This window comes from Chryseolinea sp. H1M3-3 (assembly GCF_029360725.1).
In the GTDB taxonomy this organism is placed as follows: Bacteria; Bacteroidota; Bacteroidia; order Cytophagales; family Cyclobacteriaceae; genus Chryseolinea.
In genome coordinates this window covers 320128-337696 of record NZ_JARKMY010000010.1, presented here as the reverse complement: position 1 = coordinate 337696, position 17569 = coordinate 320128, and the positions used below count along the sequence as shown (strand labels likewise).

The window sequence follows — 17569 nt, the reverse complement described above, 5'->3', positions numbered from 1 at the left end:
TGTTGTAAATTATGATAATAAATTTAATCGGAGAATTCTTAATTCATTACAGTTCGCATATTTTTATCCCTTTGTCCAGCGTTACAAGCTTAAATGCTTAGCGCAGCTTGTTTGCTTTAATTTCTTTATGAAGAATCTCAAATTCGTAACCCTCCTGACAGTTTTATTAGTTGCCATATCCTGTACCAATCTTTTTGCACAGGGCAGGGACTCCAGGAGTGGATCGGCTCAGGCAGCCTATGGTTATTCAACTAAATCTAAACCCAACGTAAAGAAGAAGAAAAAACAGCGCAAGTCACCGAAGAGAAAATCAAAAACAGCACCGCTCTACCGAAAGAAAAATCCCTGGGCGAACTAGAACACTGGATTGCTTTGCGCTGACGAGGTAAGTAGATTTATAAAAATGTAGAATAAACCGAAGCGACACCACTTGTTTAGCCAGGCATCCGCCAAATGCACTTCAAACCATTGTTCGGATTTTTTCGCCTTAGATCTTCCATGTGTCATCTGTATCTGAGTAAAGTTGACGTTGGCTAATCTAATTGTCAGATGTGAACTGCATGAAAACCGGAATCAGTCACGCAACCTATCCCGTACTGCTGCCGTTCAATTATGAAAAATTTTTATCATGAAATTCATTCCCGCTGTCCTGTTTTTTCTCACACTTTCTTTTACATGTGCTGCACAACAAATTAAGGAAGCTGAAGTTCCGGCCAACGTAAAATCAGTAGCCTTAAAGCAAACGAACAATCAGCCGATCACCATGTGGGTTCTTGATAAGAAACGTGGTAAGTACGTCGCTAGTGTGATTAGCAATACCGCTGTAATGGGAATAGAGATAAGTCTAGACGGAAAATGGATTGAAACAACCGCCGGTGTCCTCCCAGGCAAAATGCCAGCCGCTGTAATGAAGACGGCTACCGAAGACTTTCCGGGATATGAACTGGACAACTTCTTTTATGTCACTTCCCCCGACAAATCACCTTACTACACCGTGGATGCATCTTCCGATGATGAAGACTTAACTTTATCCATCGATTCCAACGGAAAAATTCTGGAGAAGAAACAGCGATGATGATCCGGATACTAAAGCAGCGCTGAATTAAACCTTCAGCGTTGAATAGAATTACCGAGGCAATCGCTCGCGCGCTACTGCGTACAAAATATAAAATAATCTGTACTTACTGGCTGTGCTCCCACAACCCGTAGCATATCCGTTAATTGTCCGCGGTGATAGGCTCCATGGTGAGTGATGTGAGTGATTAGATCTTCAAACGGTAGGGCATAATGCACGCCTTTTCGCGTTACGAATTCAATCCTTTTATCTAAATGAGTGGCATGCGATTGGGCAGCGTTTTCCATATCTTCCTGTATCTGTTTCCAATGTCTGTAAATATCTGCAGCTTCAAGAAGTTGCCACCCGGGTACTTGTGCGACGGGCGTTTGCTTGAAGCGTTGTACCCACAGCCAGTCGGATTCCAGGAGATGAACAACCGTTGCTTTGATGGAGCCGAAACTTCCACCAATTTGTTTTTGGAATAATTCCGGAGGCAATGATTCGATTTGTTTGCCGATCCGGCGGTTCGCCCAATTGTTATAAGCCACCAGTTTGATGATATCCATGCCCAAATTTTTTAAACTATAAAATTAAACAAACATCACTAAACCTGAAGTCATTGATATCAGGCTAAGGCCTGGGGTATTTAAGGCGTTTGAATAAACGACCTGGTTACCCCCAGGAAGGTGAACACTTGACGTGCTTCAGCGTTGAGGTAGTGAATCAATTCAGCCATGCGAATTATACTCCTTGTCGTTTCAGTTTTTCTCATACGTTCGTCAATTCTATACGCTCAGCATGCTATGCCGGAGGACGATTCACTGGCGTATGAAAAATTTCTCACAATGGTGAATGCAAACCGCGAACAGAGTTATATGACTTTTGGGTCGGGCATTGGCAACATGGAACCTTTGATAATGGAAGCTAAGTTTTCACCGAGCTATTTTTTTTCACGCAACCAGAAGTTGTGGGCCGTGATGATCAATCCACAAGTTCAATTGCGGATGCTCAATGAAAAATCGTTACCCATCCGCAATCCAAGTTATCGTGTGTATGCTACGTTTTTTCAGGAGCTCAAATTCTGGAAAAAGAGCTTTCTCGGCAAACTGTTTTACGACAATGCTTTATGGTATGGCTCGTACGCACATCATTCCAACGGGCAATCCGGTGCCTTTTTTGTAAGTGACACAACGCGGGAAGTCAATTTCAATGATGGCAATTTTTCAACTGATTTCCTGGAGTTCGGCGTGTATACATATCGTGCGAAGTCTATTTCAAAGAATTACTTTTCAATCCGCGGCATTAAGGCTTCCCTTGAGTATTATCCCCGTCCCTGGTACAGTGAGGGACTAAAAGATCGTTATGGATCTTACAGAGTTTTTACACATGTTGGAATTGTGGGACCACAAAGAAACCTCCAAAGGCCCCGGCTAATGCAGTGGTTGCAACGATCTAGTCTGGAAATGAAAGTTGGGTGGATTTTTGGGCGAATGAATGGAGCGGCTCCACTTGAAGCTTCAAATCGTTTGATCGTGGACGTATACTATAAATATTATCCGGCATGGTTTGATGAGATTGCATTCTTCGTCCGTTTTTATAGCGGTCAGGATTATTATAACATTTATTTTGCCAAGCATGAGCTATCCAACCTATCGTTCGGAATTACATCGAACATTATGAATTTCAAGCAGGCAGTTAAGTTGTTTGAATAATTTTTGAAGCCACAAGACTTACCGGCGCTAATAATTTTTTAGACGAATGAATTTTCAAGACCATGTACACATCATCGATGATGGTTGCCATTGACCATGCGTGGTCAGCTAGTCGTTATGCATACGTCGATAAAGATGATACAGTGAGAAGTTAAATTCGTTTTACTGAACAAGGTAGGTCAGGTTATCAAAGCTACCTGCAATAGTATACTGCTGAACGCCATCGAAGCTACCTACTTTAGCAGAGAATGTACCCGATACTAAGCGTTTGCCCGCATCGCATTTGGTAATAGTGATCGTTGCATCAGTGGCGCCATCAAAAGCCGAGAAGTAAGAATTGTTTTCCAACATCAAAGTAACTAGACCACCGTCACACAGTACTGCACCTTCAACGGCAAGGCAATCACCGAATGGGTTTTCTTCCTGGGTATCTTCAAAATCAAAGGTTGCGTCATACTCACCGGTGAGAATTCCGTTGTCTGGTGGATTTTGAAAATCCCAATTAGATACCCCAACGCTCAGTGTTTTATTATTTTCGCCAACGGCTGTGATGTACAACGCACGACCTTCATGGTCATATTGAATTTGGGATAAAAGCACACCACTGGTGACCTGTACCTTTTGCGCTGTTCCATCTATTGAGAAAGCGAACTGAGGCTTGCTTACTTCATCATCTTTGCTGCAGAAAGTAAAAACAAAAGCCGATGCAAAGACCAGTAGCCTGGCTGCGTTTGTACGAATTAGGATGGTATTTTTCATATGGGTAAAGATTATGGAAGCTAAAACGTAGATGACTATTTCAACGATAGATTCTATCTGCTAACAAGTTTACAGGGCAAATTTGATCATGTTGCGCATTGCGGGCAATGCTGTTTGCGACCAAATCTTACACAGGTATATAAAGGAACCAACCCAAACGATGAGTCCGCGAGGTGCAATATTTACTTGAATACATCGCTAGAATAGTGGCTACGTTGTGAACCGCTTCGTGTGATGGGCGTCGGACGAAATGCCATCATTTCGGGTGGGCATAAAAACTAAACCAACGTTGAAATATTTATGCTGGTCAGCATCCTCCGCGCTTTGTCGATTCATTCACACCAGCCGTTGTAACAAGGCGACATTTTTTTTAATTTAGATATACTCCTTGCCCCACCCGATCCAATTCTGATCACTAGCCCACAAGAATGCAACACGTTTTTAATCACAGTTAAAACTTATCGCGATGAGGCTTAAATCATTTCATTCGGAATTTTTGATAAGGGCGAGCGTATTGATCTGCATCTTGCTGTTGATCGCTATTTGCTCGTTCAGTCAAACGGTCTATGTAACAAATACTGAAAGCAAATATCACATGAACGACTGCCGATACCTTAGCAAGAGTAAAATCGCAATGAAGATGGATGATGTAATTAAAGGATATACCGCATGTTCGGTTTGTAAACCTTCTGCTGCTTCACCTTCAGTACAAGGGCATTGTAGAAGCAGAAACTACCTCCGTGAAGTCCCTCGACAGCTCACAATGCACTGCCACGACGAAGGCAGGTAATCAGTGTTCAAGCAGCACGAAGGACGGTAGCGGGAGATGTTGGCAATATCAATGATGGCGGTGTGAATTGCCGGGCGCTAGGCCGTGATAAATTGCTATTGAGTGCCTTATATAAAGAGTCTAGCCGTCCTGTCCATGGCACAGTACCCAACTTGCCGGCGTTTGTCATTAAACAGCGGCGGGCAATCGTGACTGGAAAATCAAGCGTCCGACTTTTCCCAAATACCATTTTTAAATAACTGAAACCATTCCTCAATCTTGGATTCGTTCATGAGAGAAAGTGCTTTAAAAATTTCACGTGCAAATTCTACGGGTGCCGTGCCCGTTGCAGTAATAATATTTTTATCGCTCACGGCAGGTTCTTCGATGTAGTTGTCGCCACCCTGATAATCAGTCACATAGTGTTGTAAATAAAATTTAGCGTTGCTGGTATGCTTTACAGTATCAAGAACGCCCATGTCTCCCAATAAAGTTGTGGCGCTACAGATCGCAGCAACTTTTCCGTTCTGTTGAATGTAGTCTTTCAGCATCGGAATCATCTCCCTGTGTTTCTTTTCCTCCCAGGCGTTTCCGCCGGGCACAATGATCATCACGGCATCACTCCACTCCAATTCATTCCATTGTAAATCCGGAATGATGGTAAGTCCGCCAACAGACCTAATTGGTTTGTTATTCATAGCAACCGTCAGCAGTTGATATCGATTCGATTTGCTTATCTCCGCCATCGCATAAGGCGGTTCCCAATCAGAATATCCATCGAAGATGAATACATACACTTTTGATTTTTGCATGATGATATTTGTTTAGTAATACTATACAAACACTGGTCGATAAAATTGGTTATCCGTGATACACTAGAAATGACGAGTTGTTCGTCGCTTATGCTCGCAGTTCAAGTCTAACTTTCTTTAAAAAATAAATAGTTTTCATCAAGCTAATAATCAAACCTCTCGCAAAGTTGCTGGGCGATCTGCGAAATATACCGAACTGTGAGACTGCAATAGTAAAGCATTACAAACGAACTTAACCAGTCTTTCAGCAAGCATCAGCGTTTAGTGTAGTCCAGGCGTTATGTATCTTTTTAAATCAATACATAAGTTAGATTTTTCTCCCACAACAGGCTTTGCCAATTCCTAATCCGCCATTGCCTTTGTTACCTTCCGATAGAGGAAAGAATAATATATATGCCTTCGTGCAAACCGGTCCGGTGCATCTGAATTGGTTAATTTGATATAGATGTTTTTGGGTAAACCGAAATACTCATAGATGCTACCGTCAAGAAAGTTTATGCGTAAAGTCTGATCTTTATATTGAAAGTCCGCGATCCTGGAAGAGTTTACAACGTCTTTATATTGTTCTAATTGTTGTTCATGTGTTTCGGGAGCCACACTAACCAAAAAATGATATGCTTCAATAAATGCCTTGCTTTTCTCCTCGGCTTCTATTTTTTTATCATGATTATCCTGGAATTTATCCGGATGCCATTCCTTCATGAAATTCCTGTAAATAACCTTTAATTCCTTTAGATCCGCAGCTTTATCGATCCCTAAAAGCTTCCTTGATTCAATTATCTTTTTCATTTCGGGTGCAAAAATAGTCTTTTTGTTTCAAATGTCTTCCTGAAACTCATGGCGCTATTAATGACCCATTTTCAATTGAAAACCGGCAGCTAAATTTTCTCAAAGAACTTTCTCATTAACCCCTCACCTCTTATACCCACACATTCAGCAAACCGCCTTACCGCGTAATTCCTCACCGATCACCCTTTCTCACCCAAACCCCTGCATCCCGCCAACCCCGTTTCGATCCGATTACCCAATCACCCGATCACCTTTCCATCCGATTACCCGATTACCCCGTTTACCGGTCACCTTTCCATCTACCCCTTCTTCGGTGGCAAATCAAATGCTACTGCATCATGTTCAAAATGACCTTTGTGCGATCCGTCACAAAAGGGTTTATTGGCAGATCGCCCGCAACGGCATAAAGACACGATGGTCCTACCCTGTAAACCATAGACATTGCCATTCATATCAACGATTTCAAAATCGCCGTCGAGTTTAACAGAACCATTATTGTTGATCGTTATTTTTGTCTTGCTCATTTCTTGTTTCTATTATGATGTGAGCGGCGAAGGTACGTTACATATTCGGTAACGTACGCTGCTTAGGCGAAGCATTCAGTAGATAAGTTTGATTTTGATTAATAGCACGAAAGGTAACTACGTTAAACTTTCTACAACGTGCTCGCTCGTACTGTCGATCTTTTAAATGTAGTTATCAATCACAATCCCTTTAATCACCGTGCAGACATTTTTGGCGAATTAACTTTACTAAATTTTTTTTTGTAAGACGACTTTGAATTCAAAAACAATCTTCGCTACCTTTGTGCCCATGCTGAAGGAAACAACATATAATTTTAGTCACAAACAGGATCGTAATATTCTGTTTACCCCGCGGATTTTCAGTTGATCAATTTCTGATACGACACTGAAAGCCCGGGCAATGTCCGGGTTTTTTATTTATAGCCCGATAATAAATGTTTTAAAAAGTGGTCGCGTAAGCGAGTGGAATCACTATGCTTTGATGACACCAGCATCATAACGGATGCAACTCGTCATAGCATGCAGTAAACAAAAACTTCTCTCGCGAGAAGGAAAGCAATGAAAAGGAAAATATTAAGCGGAAAAGATGTCATGAAGCTCGGTTACCCGGAAGGAAGAGCCGTTGGGACCGCTATCAATACTGTTCTCAAACATTTTCGCAGAAGTGAAAAGGAAGAGATCTATTCCATGCTGCGCAATGTGTTGGCAGCTCCAAAGAATTTTATCAACGATTCCATCTGGGGTAACGTTGCCCTCGAACTCATTCCTACGGAAAAAAAGTCCCTGGTGCATGAGCTCAATAAAACGCGCATCGCATATTGTACTTATGGTGCCAGCGGAATTGAAGAAGGCGCACGCAATCAAATGGAGATTGCCATGAAGCTGCCAGTGACAGTAGGCGGTGCGTTGATGCCTGATGCGCATCAGGGATATGGATTGCCTATTGGTGGAGTGCTTGCTACACGTAATGCGGTAATCCCGTATGGTGTAGGTGTTGATATCGGCTGCCGTATGAGCCTGTCGGTATTTCCATTGAATGAAATTTTCCTTGACCGAAATCGAAGCAGCCTTAAGCAGATACTCCTTGACAACACCTGCTTTGGGTCGGAAACGTTCAGGCGTCCAAAGGAACATGAAGTTTTGGATAGCAGTCTCTTCAAAGAGGTCACCGTTCTACGGCCGCTGCAGGGAAGAGCCGCCATGCAGATCGGATCTTCTGGAAGTGGCAACCACTTCGTTGAATTCGGGTTGGTTGAATTGGGGGTACAAAATGAGTGGGGCCTTGCTGCCGGTAATTACCTGGCAGTGCTGTCACATTCCGGTTCACGCGGACTCGGTGCTGAGATAGCAAGACACTATACGAGGGTAGCAAAACAAGTATGCCTGCTTCCCCGTGAAGCTGCGGAACTCGCTTGGCTCGACTTGAATACTGAAGCCGGCCAGGAATATTGGCTTGCAATGAATCTCGCAGGTGATTATGCATCGGCAAATCATTTTCAGATTCATGAGCGTATAGCCAGTGCATTGGGAGAGCAGCCGCTGCTGCGTGTGGAGAACCACCACAACTTTGCATGGAAAGAAACTTTTGGTGATGGCACCGAAGTCATTGTACATCGCAAAGGTGCGACGTCAGCGGGCAAAGGAGTGTTTGGCATCATTCCCGGCTCGATGACTACGCAGGGATTTATTGTAAAAGGAAAAGGTAGCGCCGACTCACTTCAGTCTGCGTCACATGGTGCGGGACGATTGATGTCACGAAGTGCTGCCAAGCAAAGCATCACCAACAAGATGGTGAGGCAGGAATTGATAAAGCATGGTGTGGATCTGATCGGTGGTGGATTGGACGAAGCGCCGATGGCCTACAAAGACATCGAGAAGGTGATGTACTATCAAAGTGATCTTGTGGAAGTAGTTGGAACATTTGTTCCGAAGATTGTGCGGATGTGTGGTGACAAGACAGCCACGGAAGATTAGTGGAAGGTTTCGAGTTCGACATTCAGGTTGAGCGAGACCTTTCACCTGAATGATTAAACTTGAAATGACGATGAAAATTAATTGGATAGAAAAATACCTGGTGGACGCTGAGCGTATGATTCTCGAGGGTCTTGTAGACGAAGGGTTAGCATTGTTAAACAACCTGTTGTATGACGAACCGGGCTATGGAAGACTGCACAACGATCTCGGATGGGCATACCTCTACTACACAGAAGATGAGGCACGTGCAGAGCTCCACTTGAAAATGGCGGTGCTGTTCGATGAAACCTATGCGCCACCATACCTTCACCTGGGTTCTTTATACATCAGGCAAGCGCGTTACAGCGATGCCATTGCATGCTCGCAATCGGGGTTGATTAAAACCAAAGGCAATAGGGTAGGACTGCTCCAGAATCTGGCCTATGCATATGAATTGCGTAAAGATTGGCGTATGGCAATCAAGGTGTACAGGGATGCAATGTCTGCTTCAGTGGCAGAGTACGAGGTAAGCAACCTGGTGGCCGGCATCAAGCGATGCCGTAAAAAAAGAATAATGTTATTTTTTAGCTTGTAAGAAGTTCTCGCCTTTTGGTGAGACTTCTTTTTTATACGACCAATAGAAATTCCTATAGCGACCGTCATTCATCTCTAAAATTCAGACTTGTTAATCACCGTACTCAACTGATCCTCTAAGCCTCCTAATCCAGTCCCTGTTTATGACAGAATGTATAATTTCCTTGACGAAATGCTGTTTTTGTTTAGGCTTAGCTGCGTGAAAATCCTTAAATTCCATCTATGAACTTCTGGAGGTACAAGATGGATCACGTGATTTTTTGGGTTGCTACCGTTGGGTTCCATATGTTCACAAAAATCAATTTGATCGACGCCGCCGGATTCGATCAATTCGCCTTGGAGGTTGTTATCCGTAATGGGCTGCTGGCGCTACTGATTTATGTTAATTTACTTGTTCTGATTCCAAAGTATGCACAACAGAAAAAAATCATTGCCTATGCTTTTTTACTATTCACTGCCCTTGGACTATATGTGTTTCTAAAGAATGCTCACGATGTATATTTATATGCTTATGTTTTAGGCGATGAGAGTCGTAGTTCATTGTTTTATAGTACTTACTACAATTTTTCAATTGCCATATTTTACCTCGCGTTCAGTGTCGCTTTGGCATTGAGTAAAGCCTGGTATTTTCAACGAGAGCTTATCCGGAAAATGGAGGTTGAGAAACTAAGTTCCGAACTTGAATATCTGAAAGCACAAATCAACCCTCACTTTGTGTTTAATTCTATCAATACCATTTATTTTCAAATTGACAAACAAAACACGCATGCGCGCGAATCTTTGTCGGCTTTTTCTGAAATGCTCAGGTATCAGTTATATGAATGCAATGGCCATGAAATACCCATAGAGAAAGAAATTATCTATCTGGAGAATTACGTGGAGTTACAACGGATACGTAAAGATGAAAACTATAATATCTCTTTTATTGTGGATGATAATCTTAAAGGTTTTACTATTTCGCCTTTGTTGTTAATTCCCTTTGTTGAAAATGCGTTCAAACATGTATCACATTATCCGCATAAAAATCAGGTACGGATAGCAATCGGTAAGCATCAGAACAATCTCAAATTCTCTGTACTGAATACAAAAGAAAATAAAACCGCGACCAAAGGTCACGCAGGCATCGGATTAAAAAATGCAAAACGCCGGCTCGAATTATTATATAAGGATCGTCATCAGTTGGTAATTGATGACGCACCGGATAGTTACGAGGTTAATCTTTCTTTGCAAATTTCCTGAGTGCGTCACAGGCCAAAACTTTACAGCCGCTGATTATGAAATTGAACTGCCTTATCATCGATGACGAACCCATTGCACGCAAAGGTCTGGAAGAACATGTACAGGAAATTGAATTTCTTCATTGCATTGCGTCGTGTGAAAATGCATTGAGAGCCGCGACTTGCTTAAAAGAACAAAAGGTGGATTTGATATATTTGGATATTCACATGCCTAAAGTTACTGGTATTGATTTTCTTAAAACCTTAAAACATCCACCGTTAACCATTCTCACAACAGCCTATTCTGATTATGCGCTGGAAGGTTATTCACTTGATGTAATCGATTACCTCGTTAAGCCTATCACCTTTGAAAGATTTTTGAAAGCGTCTTTAAAAGCGATGGATGTCTTTCAATTGAAAACTGCGGCCTTACACCATAATTCCGGACCCGTAGACTATTTTTTTGTTCGCTGTGACCGGAAGTTTGAAAAGGTATATTTCCGAGACGTCTCTTATGTCGAAGGACTTCAGAACTATGCTGTTATCCATGTTCAGAATCGAAAATTAATTACGTACATCACGCTGACAAGTCTTGAGCAGCAGTTACCTAAAGATCAGTTTTTAAAAGTTCACAAATCTTTTTTGATATCCGTTCCCCACATTAAGGCCATCGAAGGTGATGAAATCATTCTGGAGAATGCCCGTATTCCAATGAGTCGGAATCTCCGTGAACAGTTGATGCAGCAGATTTTAGGCAACAGCCTTTTCAAACGATAGTTTCATTTTTCTTTTTTTAATTCCATAGTCGGAGTTAAACCTCGCTCCTCTGCCGCGAGACAGGGGAACGAGATCATTCATTATTTTAAAGCCGTTTTCGGATCACTTTCGATAATCAGCTTGGCAATTTGTTGGCCTTCAGGAAATTCATTGGAAGAGTAGTATAGCTTAAGAGCACTTCCTCCCTTTGACTGCAATGCTGCAATGTCTTTCATCGAACATGCCATCGGCTTTTCAAAACCCGCGGCTGCACCTTCAAATTTCCAATCCTTCAATACTTTATTGTTGTCGTCTTTAATGGTGATCGTTCGGCCCGTCACTGTCCGCCCACATTCGCTGTACTTCACGATAACGTCACGATGGTTTTCGGTAGGATTTACGCGCAAAGTGGGTGCATCCGCCCGGGTGTCCACGTAGTGGTCGATCATAAGTTTGTCGTCGAGATAAACCTGCACGCTATGTGCACCGGTGATGCTTGAAAACGAAAAAAGAATGGTACACAAGACAACGCCAACCAGGGCATTGATCCATGAAAATCTGATGATCTTTTTCATATTGTTTAAAATTTTATTGTGAATTAGGACTTTGTAACTGATACCTAAAGAAACGCAAACAGCCTCCCTGCGTGTAACAACTCTGATCATCGGCGGATATTACTTGATGAACTGCGTGCGACGGCGTGTCCGTGCCGCCACTAATAAACCAGCTGCTCGCGACATAGCTCCACACGTCGAACTCAGCACGCTAACACCTTACCGCATTCTGGGGTACACTCTTCGACGTTCTGGGAAGGCTGGATAAGGTAATTCCACAAATTATCGGCCTGCAATATTTTACACATCCATTTATCGTTTAACTTAGCTTCCGCTTTCTTATCCGATAAATGTTATTATATATCATGCATACGTATACTTCAATTACCCGTAAACTTTTGTGTCTGCTGATGGCGGTCGCTCTGTTTGCCTGCTCCAATGATAAAACCGAGAAACCCGGGGATACCTTCGAGGTTCCTGTTGTTTATTACAAGTTAAACAACGGTTTAAAAGTAATTTTATCACAAGACAAAACCGCCCCTACCGTAGCCGTTGCGGTTTATTACAACATTGGGTTTAGGATTGAACCTAAAGACAGAACAGGGTTTGCGCACTTGTTTGAGCACATGATGTTTCAGGGTTCACAGAATCTTGGTAAAATGGAGTTTATTAAGCTGGTGCAGCAAAATGGTGGCATCCTGAATGGATCCACTCGTTTCGATTTCACGAACTACTTTGAGGTAATGCCTTCTCATAAACTCGAGACTGCCCTGTGGGCGGAGGCTGATCGAATGAAAGGACTGGTTATTACCCAGGAAAATCTTACCAACCAGCAGGGAGTTGTAAAAAATGAAGTAAAGGTAAACGTGCTCAATCGGCCTTACGGCGGATTTCCATGGCTCGACATGCCACAGTATGCCAATGAAAACTGGTTCAATGCTCATAATTTTTATGGCGATCTTGCAGATCTTGATTCAGCTAAACTCGAAGACGTTGATAATTTCTTTAAGACGTATTATGCACCCAACAACGCGGCCCTTGCGGTAGTCGGTGATTTTGAAATTGAAGATGCTAAAAAATGGGTCGCGCAGTATTTCGATTCAATTCCATCAGCGACGCTTCCGCCCAAGCCTGACATTTCCGAACCGCGTCAGGAAAACGAAAAAAGAAAAATCAAGGAGGACAAGCTGGCCAACAAACCTGCCATTGCTATTGCTTATAAAATGCCCGACCGTGGCACACCTGAATATTATGCTATGGGTCTGATTGATCAGATCCTGCTGCAAGGTCAGGATAGTAAGTTGTACAACAAACTTGTCCAGGAGAAAGGCTATACCGGAAATGTGAGTGGCGGCATCAATTACCTCGGCAACATGTTTAACTATAATGGTCCTATGGTATGGATGGCCGACCTTATTCATGATTCGACGGTTCCTGCAGATTCCATAGTCGCTGAGTTTGACGAAGCTATAAACGAAATCTCGAAGGTCTCAAAAGAAGATACAGAGCTGGCGATTGTAAAATTGCGTTCAGACCTGTATTCCACCTTAGGAGGGAATGGCATCGGGCGTGCGGATTTGCTGGCATGTTTCGCTTTGTTTGACGACGATCCGTCACGCATCAATACACTTGAAGAAGAATTTCGTGCGGTCACGCCAGAAGTGATCAAACGAACTGTGGAAGAATACCTTCGTCCAACGAATAGAACGATATTGATTGTTGACCCTAAAGCAGCAGAATAATGAAGACGTTAAAACTTATTTTCACCATCCTCCCCGTTGTATTTATCACATTTGCTACAAGCGCTCAGAAACAGACACCACCTCCAGGCGGTAATCCCAAAGATTTTGTACTTCCCGCAAAGAAGGTGAATGTGCTGAAAAATGGATTGAAGTCTACCCTGGTACAATATGGATCTATTCCTAAGGTGAATATTAGCCTCGTCATCAAAACCGGAAATGTAAATGAAGGCCCCAATGAAGTATGGCTGGCTGATCTTACGGGCGAATTAATGAAGGAAGGTACGACGACTATGGACTTCAAAACGATTTCAAGAAAGGTGGCAGCGATGGGTGGAGAGATAAACATCGGTGTAGGACCGGACAACACGACAATATCCGGCGCTGTGCTTTCGGAGTTTGCTCCCGATCTTATTAAGGTGATGGCTGATGTTGTGATGAATCCAGCTTTTCCGGCCTCGCAAATCGAACGGCTTAAAAGCGATCTGAAGCGGCAGCTCAGTGTACAAAAAGCACAACCTCAGTCGCAGGCTATCGAGTCATTCAACAGTATTATTTATAAGGACCATCCTTACGGTCGGACTTTTCCGACGCAGGAAATGCTGAGCTCCTACACCATTGATATGGCGAAAAGTTTTTATGAAAAGAATTTTGGTGCCAAGCGCAGTGTGATTTACGTAGTGGGGAAATTTGATGAAAGCGCCGCACAAAAATCAATCGAAGAAGCCTTTAAAGGGTGGAAGGAAGGTCCCGAAATAAATTACCCGCCTGCGACACCAACGAAGTCGGCGGAGATAGCGATGATTGACCGGCCCGCAGCACCACAGACAACAGTCATTCTGGGCCTGCCGACCCTAACACCAAAGCATGACGACTACGTTGCATTACAAGTGGCTAATTCGTTGCTGGGAGGATCGTTTGGCTCACGCATTACGTCGAACATTCGCGAAAATAAAGGCTACACCTATTCGCCATTCAGTGCCATTCAAAATTATAAGAACACTTCGGTCTGGTACGAACAAGCTGACATAACAACTGAGCACACAGGGGATGCGTTGCAGGAGATCGCCAAGGAAGTAAGCACCCTTCAAAAAGAGGCGCCCGGAAAAGAAGAACTTGCCGGAATACAGAACTACATGGCTGGCGTTTTTGTCCTTCAGAATTCTACACCTGGCGGTATCATCGGACAATTAAACTTTATTGAAACCCATGGTCTAAGCGACGAATACCTCACCAACCGGGTAAAAAATATCTATGCAGTCACCCCGGAAAAAGTTTCTGCTATTGCGAAAGAACATTTTAAGTATGAAGATATGACACTCGTATTGGTAGGGGATAAAAAGTTGTTAGAGAAGCAAATGAAAACATATCAGGAGGCAAGGAAGGTGAAGTAAGGAAAAGGCATGTGTTGAACCTCAACGATCGTCCACATGATCTACTTATTCATAGATCAATCATAAGTAAGTTTGAATTATTTATTCCCGAGCGCTAGCTTTATTCTTCTTTGTTTTTAATTAAAAGAAGCTGGCCATAGTGCCATGCAACGTGATTCGTCCGGTTGATGATAACATTCAATTTATTCCGGTGCGGTTCTTTATTAAAATCCTCGGGTGATACAGCATTGTGTCTCTCAAACCATTGATCCAAGGTCAACGTAGCCATCGCGTTATTTAATGCTGTATTTACCTCAGACCATTGCCGGCGCAGGTCGGCTGTGGAATATTTGTTAACGTGGTCGCCGTCTGGTCGTCGTTCAAAATCTTCGTGAATGGCAGGATGCAAAGGCTGTCCTAGTCCGAGCAATGGCAGCATGCGATCGTGAACTGCTGTAAGATGACCTAACAGATATTTAGCAGTGTTCTTTCCCGGCGCAATCTGTTTAAGTAAATCTTGGTCGGTGAATTGAAGGAAGAGATCATCGGTGCGTTTTAAATATTGGTTCCAAGCATCGAGGACCATTTTAATGATGAGTTGATCTTTCATGGCGAAAGTTAACCCGCCAGAATCTTGAACGCAAGTACAGCAAGTAAATGTACTTACAGGCGGCTCTGAATCAACGATGTTCGTTTCAAATTATGCAGATGAAAATAATCGATCTTTAAAGAATGTAAACGCTGTGAACTAAATAAAGACAAACTGTTGATGGTAGACAATTGTTCTTATCCCGCGCTTTGGAATTTTAATGACTCCAGAATCTCAATGTAATGCGGATTGTACATCACACCAAGAATGTTACCAAACGGGTCGATGACAGAAGCAGTTACAAATCCTGCTTCCCGTTCCGTGAGTCCTTCATACTCTTTACAGCCCATCGTGAGGAGTCTTTGTAATGTGCCCTTCACATCTTCGACGTGCCAGAAAAGTACCGCGCCTCCTGGGCCGTGGTGAGCTGCTTTTGGTGCAAATTTCCGATCAATGATTCCTAACTCCGCCGCAAAGTCACCAAATCTATATTCGATGTATGCAGGATTTTCACTATCAGGCCGTTCGAAATATGGAGCCACCCCTAAAAGTTCATTGTACCACTTGCGTGCTGCCTTGACATCATCCGCCCAGAAACTTACCGTCGCCATTCCTTTTAATTCTTGTCGTGTTTCCATAGTCACAAATATTAAGTGTGAAATTGATCGTTGATGTTGTTTACAACATGCAGGAATAGGAATTGTTATAATAAAAAGTTCAATCACGTATCGATGTACGTTCAATACTCCGTATGGTATCCATTAAATTGATATGGTGCTAAGCAGCAAAGAGAAAGCCGTCCTATTGATGAACGGCTTTTTTACTTGCATGGAATTTTCTAAACTCAAGAACTTAGGCTTGTATTCCAGATGTCCTTGTGGAGTTTCCATTGGCCTACTTGTTTTTTCCAGACGACGATATATTTTCCTTGATCCATACGTTTGCCCTCTGCACCACTCAATTCATATTGCCCCACTTCAATGGCTGTTTCTCCTTCCTGCTCCAGTTCTAATGTCTCCAGGTGTGCGCTCTTAATGCCCGTATCCATTACCATTTGCCAGAAATTCTGTATAGCACTAGAGCCTTGTTGTATTGTAGCTCCTGGGGGAAGGAGCATCCCGTCACTCGTATACAGTGCGGCCATTCCCTTAGCGTCTCCGTTTGCAAAATTTTGTTCAAAATGTTGATTGGCGCTTCTAATTTCCTCCTGGATGTTAGAAGCCGTTCGGGTCATTGTTTCCATAAGAAATTCTTTAGGGTTAAATTATTTATAAAAGGAAATAGATTTTTTTATATCCTTAACTGCCGAAATAAAGTGTTGGCGATAGCCTTTAAAATCTAAAGAAGCTCCAAATTTTCCTATCGAAGAAGACTGCTATTGACCAGCCGTTTATTTTGTGTGATGTTGCGATTTTGATGGAACCGCAAAACTGATTGCCAGAATCAAGTTAAAAAGAAATTCGGATATGTTTCGGAATTTTTCTTGATAACAAATAATAACTTTGTTCAGAACCCAAAGTCCAATTTATACGACAAACATTATCGTATAAACCGCAATCAAAAACAATGGCGGAAAAACCGAGACACAGAAATTAAAATGAGAATATTCTTTTCTTATTACGACAAACAACGACGTGACCAGTAACAAATAATGCACTCCATAATGGTTACTATAAATCGTTCTTTCAATCAGTGCTGTGTAGTGATGACCATTTTGCATAAGCGATACCTTTGATGGTACTTTAAAGATCGGCGTCACCATGATGGTCAACGGTTCTTTGTTTGTTGCGAAATAGTCGTAACCGACATGGATTTCGTTAGGAACGGCGATTGTAAAATGCCTGGTCTTCATAAAACTCACAAGCTCTCCAGGACTGTAATGATTACGAAATTTCCCTCTTCCGAAACGTCGTTGCCAACCTGTCTCAGCCACTTCTTTATATTCCTTTGACGGTAAAAATATGTCCCCAACCACGAGTGCTGCAAATAGGGAAATCGGGAAACAAAGTATCCGGCAAAAACGGTAAAAGATTTTTATTCTCGATTCAAACTTTATCAACTTAAGATTTTCGGCTGCCCTCTTTTTTCTTCCCGCTTCTCTTTTTCGGTTGAGGTATTCCCGTAAGCTTCGATGGGGCTTTCCTCATACGGAATGGGAGGTTCAATTTTTGATCTACTGTCATAATGATACTTCCGTACTGGATCGGACAAAATATCATATGCCTCATTTAAATTTCTGATGCGATCAGGATCTGGGGAGTTGGTTATATCTGGATGATATATCTTGACAAGCTCCCGGTATGCCGCCTTAATTTCAGCATCCGATGCGGCAGGCGTAAGGCCCAATACTTCATAAGGATTCATACTCACTG

General features: G+C 42.6%; 19 protein-coding genes. 9 read left to right on the top strand and 10 right to left on the bottom strand.

From position 1 onward, the window contains the following. The first annotated feature begins 127 nt into the window (after positions 1 to 127). Together P2W71_RS18310 and P2W71_RS18305 are read left to right on the top strand one after the other, a co-directional pair. Complete coding sequence (locus tag P2W71_RS18310; RefSeq protein ID WP_276372765.1) at positions 128 to 358, top strand: hypothetical protein; 231 nt, start codon at positions 128 to 130, stop codon at positions 356 to 358. Positions 359 to 628: 270 nt separating this feature from the next. After that, a complete protein-coding gene (locus tag P2W71_RS18305; RefSeq protein ID WP_276372764.1) occupies positions 629 to 1075 on the top strand; it encodes a hypothetical protein in 447 nt (148 codons plus the stop codon). A 74-nt stretch (positions 1076 to 1149) separates the two neighbouring features. On the opposite strand, the gene P2W71_RS18300 is transcribed toward P2W71_RS18305, so the two are convergent. Then, complete coding sequence (locus P2W71_RS18300) at positions 1150 to 1623, bottom strand: DinB family protein (protein WP_276372763.1); 474 nt, start codon at positions 1621 to 1623, stop codon at positions 1150 to 1152. Positions 1624 to 1791: 168 nt separating this feature from the next. Between P2W71_RS18300 and P2W71_RS18295 the strand changes: the two genes are divergently transcribed. Beyond that, positions 1792 to 2769, top strand: a complete 978-nt coding sequence (locus P2W71_RS18295) for a hypothetical protein (protein ID WP_276372762.1) — start codon at positions 1792 to 1794, stop codon at positions 2767 to 2769. Between the two features lie 162 nt (positions 2770 to 2931). Here the strand turns inward: P2W71_RS18295 and P2W71_RS18290 are convergent, their stop codons facing one another. From P2W71_RS18290 to P2W71_RS18275, 4 genes are all read right to left on the bottom strand, one after another. Continuing rightward, complete coding sequence (locus P2W71_RS18290; RefSeq protein ID WP_276372761.1) at positions 2932 to 3528, bottom strand: hypothetical protein; 597 nt, start codon at positions 3526 to 3528, stop codon at positions 2932 to 2934. Positions 3529 to 4518: 990 nt separating this feature from the next. Further along, on the bottom strand, positions 4519 to 5109 hold the full coding sequence (locus P2W71_RS18285; RefSeq protein ID WP_276372760.1) for a type 1 glutamine amidotransferase family protein: 591 nt from the start codon (positions 5107 to 5109) through the stop codon (positions 4519 to 4521). A 342-nt stretch (positions 5110 to 5451) separates the two neighbouring features. Continuing rightward, positions 5452 to 5898 (bottom strand): KTSC domain-containing protein, encoded by a 447-nt coding sequence (locus P2W71_RS18280; protein WP_276372759.1) that lies wholly within the window; start codon positions 5896 to 5898, stop codon positions 5452 to 5454. Between the two features lie 299 nt (positions 5899 to 6197). After that, a complete protein-coding gene (locus P2W71_RS18275) occupies positions 6198 to 6422 on the bottom strand; it encodes a CDGSH iron-sulfur domain-containing protein (RefSeq protein WP_276372758.1) in 225 nt (74 codons plus the stop codon). 558 nt (positions 6423 to 6980) lie between these two features. Here P2W71_RS18275 and P2W71_RS18270 point away from each other — a divergent pair. The 4 genes from P2W71_RS18270 (at position 6981) to P2W71_RS18255 (ending at position 10963) form a co-directional block, all read left to right on the top strand. Continuing rightward, on the top strand, positions 6981 to 8396 hold the full coding sequence (locus P2W71_RS18270; protein ID WP_276372757.1) for an RtcB family protein: 1416 nt from the start codon (positions 6981 to 6983) through the stop codon (positions 8394 to 8396). Positions 8397 to 8466: 70 nt separating this feature from the next. Next, complete coding sequence (locus tag P2W71_RS18265; RefSeq protein ID WP_276372756.1) at positions 8467 to 8970, top strand: hypothetical protein; 504 nt, start codon at positions 8467 to 8469, stop codon at positions 8968 to 8970. A gap of 221 nt (positions 8971 to 9191) precedes the next feature. Continuing rightward, positions 9192 to 10208, top strand: a complete 1017-nt coding sequence (locus P2W71_RS18260; protein ID WP_276372755.1) for a histidine kinase — start codon at positions 9192 to 9194, stop codon at positions 10206 to 10208. A gap of 35 nt (positions 10209 to 10243) precedes the next feature. Next, positions 10244 to 10963 (top strand): LytTR family DNA-binding domain-containing protein, encoded by a 720-nt coding sequence (locus P2W71_RS18255; protein ID WP_276372754.1) that lies wholly within the window; start codon positions 10244 to 10246, stop codon positions 10961 to 10963. Between the two features lie 80 nt (positions 10964 to 11043). Here P2W71_RS18255 and P2W71_RS18250 read toward each other — a convergent pair whose 3' ends face one another. Continuing rightward, on the bottom strand, positions 11044 to 11517 hold the full coding sequence (locus P2W71_RS18250) for a hypothetical protein (protein ID WP_276372753.1): 474 nt from the start codon (positions 11515 to 11517) through the stop codon (positions 11044 to 11046). Between the two features lie 344 nt (positions 11518 to 11861). Here P2W71_RS18250 and P2W71_RS18245 point away from each other — a divergent pair, with 344 nt between their 5' ends. After that, complete coding sequence (locus tag P2W71_RS18245) at positions 11862 to 13238, top strand: pitrilysin family protein (protein ID WP_276372752.1); 1377 nt, start codon at positions 11862 to 11864, stop codon at positions 13236 to 13238. Then, positions 13238 to 14629 (top strand): pitrilysin family protein, encoded by a 1392-nt coding sequence (locus P2W71_RS18240; protein ID WP_276372751.1) that lies wholly within the window; start codon positions 13238 to 13240, stop codon positions 14627 to 14629. Before P2W71_RS18245 ends, P2W71_RS18240 begins: the two co-directional genes overlap by 1 nt. Before the next feature lie 100 nt (positions 14630 to 14729). Here P2W71_RS18240 and P2W71_RS18235 read toward each other — a convergent pair whose 3' ends face one another. The 4 genes from P2W71_RS18235 to P2W71_RS18220 all read right to left on the bottom strand — a co-directional run bounded on the left by P2W71_RS18235 (position 14730) and on the right by P2W71_RS18220 (position 17561). Beyond that, a complete protein-coding gene (locus tag P2W71_RS18235; RefSeq protein ID WP_276372750.1) occupies positions 14730 to 15218 on the bottom strand; it encodes a DinB family protein in 489 nt (162 codons plus the stop codon). 176 nt (positions 15219 to 15394) lie between these two features. Further along, complete coding sequence (locus P2W71_RS18230) at positions 15395 to 15835, bottom strand: VOC family protein (RefSeq protein WP_276372749.1); 441 nt, start codon at positions 15833 to 15835, stop codon at positions 15395 to 15397. 206 nt (positions 15836 to 16041) lie between these two features. Continuing rightward, positions 16042 to 16440 carry an SgcJ/EcaC family oxidoreductase gene (locus P2W71_RS18225; protein WP_276372748.1) on the bottom strand — a complete coding sequence of 133 codons (399 nt, stop codon included), beginning with the start codon at positions 16438 to 16440 and terminating at the stop codon, positions 16042 to 16044. 812 nt (positions 16441 to 17252) lie between these two features. Continuing rightward, positions 17253 to 17561: a DnaJ domain-containing protein gene (locus tag P2W71_RS18220; protein ID WP_276372747.1), complete on the bottom strand. Its 309-nt coding sequence runs from the start codon at positions 17559 to 17561 to the stop codon at positions 17253 to 17255. Between the last annotated feature and the right edge of the window lie 8 nt (positions 17562 to 17569).

Bases quoted from the DNA above. Each gene is read 5' to 3' on its own strand.
- P2W71_RS18310 (WP_276372765.1), top strand. From the start codon at position 128: ATGAAGAATCTCAAATTCGTAACCCTCCTGACAGTTTTATTAGTTGCC.
- P2W71_RS18305 (WP_276372764.1), top strand. From the start codon at position 629: ATGAAATTCATTCCCGCTGTCCTGTTTTTTCTCACACTTTCTTTTACA.
- P2W71_RS18300 (WP_276372763.1), bottom strand. From the start codon at position 1,623: ATGGATATCATCAAACTGGTGGCTTATAACAATTGGGCGAACCGCCGG.
- P2W71_RS18295 (WP_276372762.1), top strand. From the start codon at position 1,792: ATGCGAATTATACTCCTTGTCGTTTCAGTTTTTCTCATACGTTCGTCA.
- P2W71_RS18290 (WP_276372761.1), bottom strand. From the start codon at position 3,528: ATGAAAAATACCATCCTAATTCGTACAAACGCAGCCAGGCTACTGGTC.
- P2W71_RS18285 (WP_276372760.1), bottom strand. From the start codon at position 5,109: ATGCAAAAATCAAAAGTGTATGTATTCATCTTCGATGGATATTCTGAT.
- P2W71_RS18280 (WP_276372759.1), bottom strand. From the start codon at position 5,898: ATGAAAAAGATAATTGAATCAAGGAAGCTTTTAGGGATCGATAAAGCT.
- P2W71_RS18275 (WP_276372758.1), bottom strand. From the start codon at position 6,422: ATGAGCAAGACAAAAATAACGATCAACAATAATGGTTCTGTTAAACTC.
- P2W71_RS18270 (WP_276372757.1), top strand. From the start codon at position 6,981: ATGAAAAGGAAAATATTAAGCGGAAAAGATGTCATGAAGCTCGGTTAC.
- P2W71_RS18265 (WP_276372756.1), top strand. From the start codon at position 8,467: ATGAAAATTAATTGGATAGAAAAATACCTGGTGGACGCTGAGCGTATG.
- P2W71_RS18260 (WP_276372755.1), top strand. From the start codon at position 9,192: ATGAACTTCTGGAGGTACAAGATGGATCACGTGATTTTTTGGGTTGCT.
- P2W71_RS18255 (WP_276372754.1), top strand. From the start codon at position 10,244: ATGAAATTGAACTGCCTTATCATCGATGACGAACCCATTGCACGCAAA.
- P2W71_RS18250 (WP_276372753.1), bottom strand. From the start codon at position 11,517: ATGAAAAAGATCATCAGATTTTCATGGATCAATGCCCTGGTTGGCGTT.
- P2W71_RS18245 (WP_276372752.1), top strand. From the start codon at position 11,862: ATGCATACGTATACTTCAATTACCCGTAAACTTTTGTGTCTGCTGATG.
- P2W71_RS18240 (WP_276372751.1), top strand. From the start codon at position 13,238: ATGAAGACGTTAAAACTTATTTTCACCATCCTCCCCGTTGTATTTATC.
- P2W71_RS18235 (WP_276372750.1), bottom strand. From the start codon at position 15,218: ATGAAAGATCAACTCATCATTAAAATGGTCCTCGATGCTTGGAACCAA.
- P2W71_RS18230 (WP_276372749.1), bottom strand. From the start codon at position 15,835: ATGGAAACACGACAAGAATTAAAAGGAATGGCGACGGTAAGTTTCTGG.
- P2W71_RS18225 (WP_276372748.1), bottom strand. From the start codon at position 16,440: ATGGAAACAATGACCCGAACGGCTTCTAACATCCAGGAGGAAATTAGA.
- P2W71_RS18220 (WP_276372747.1), bottom strand. From the start codon at position 17,561: ATGAATCCTTATGAAGTATTGGGCCTTACGCCTGCCGCATCGGATGCT.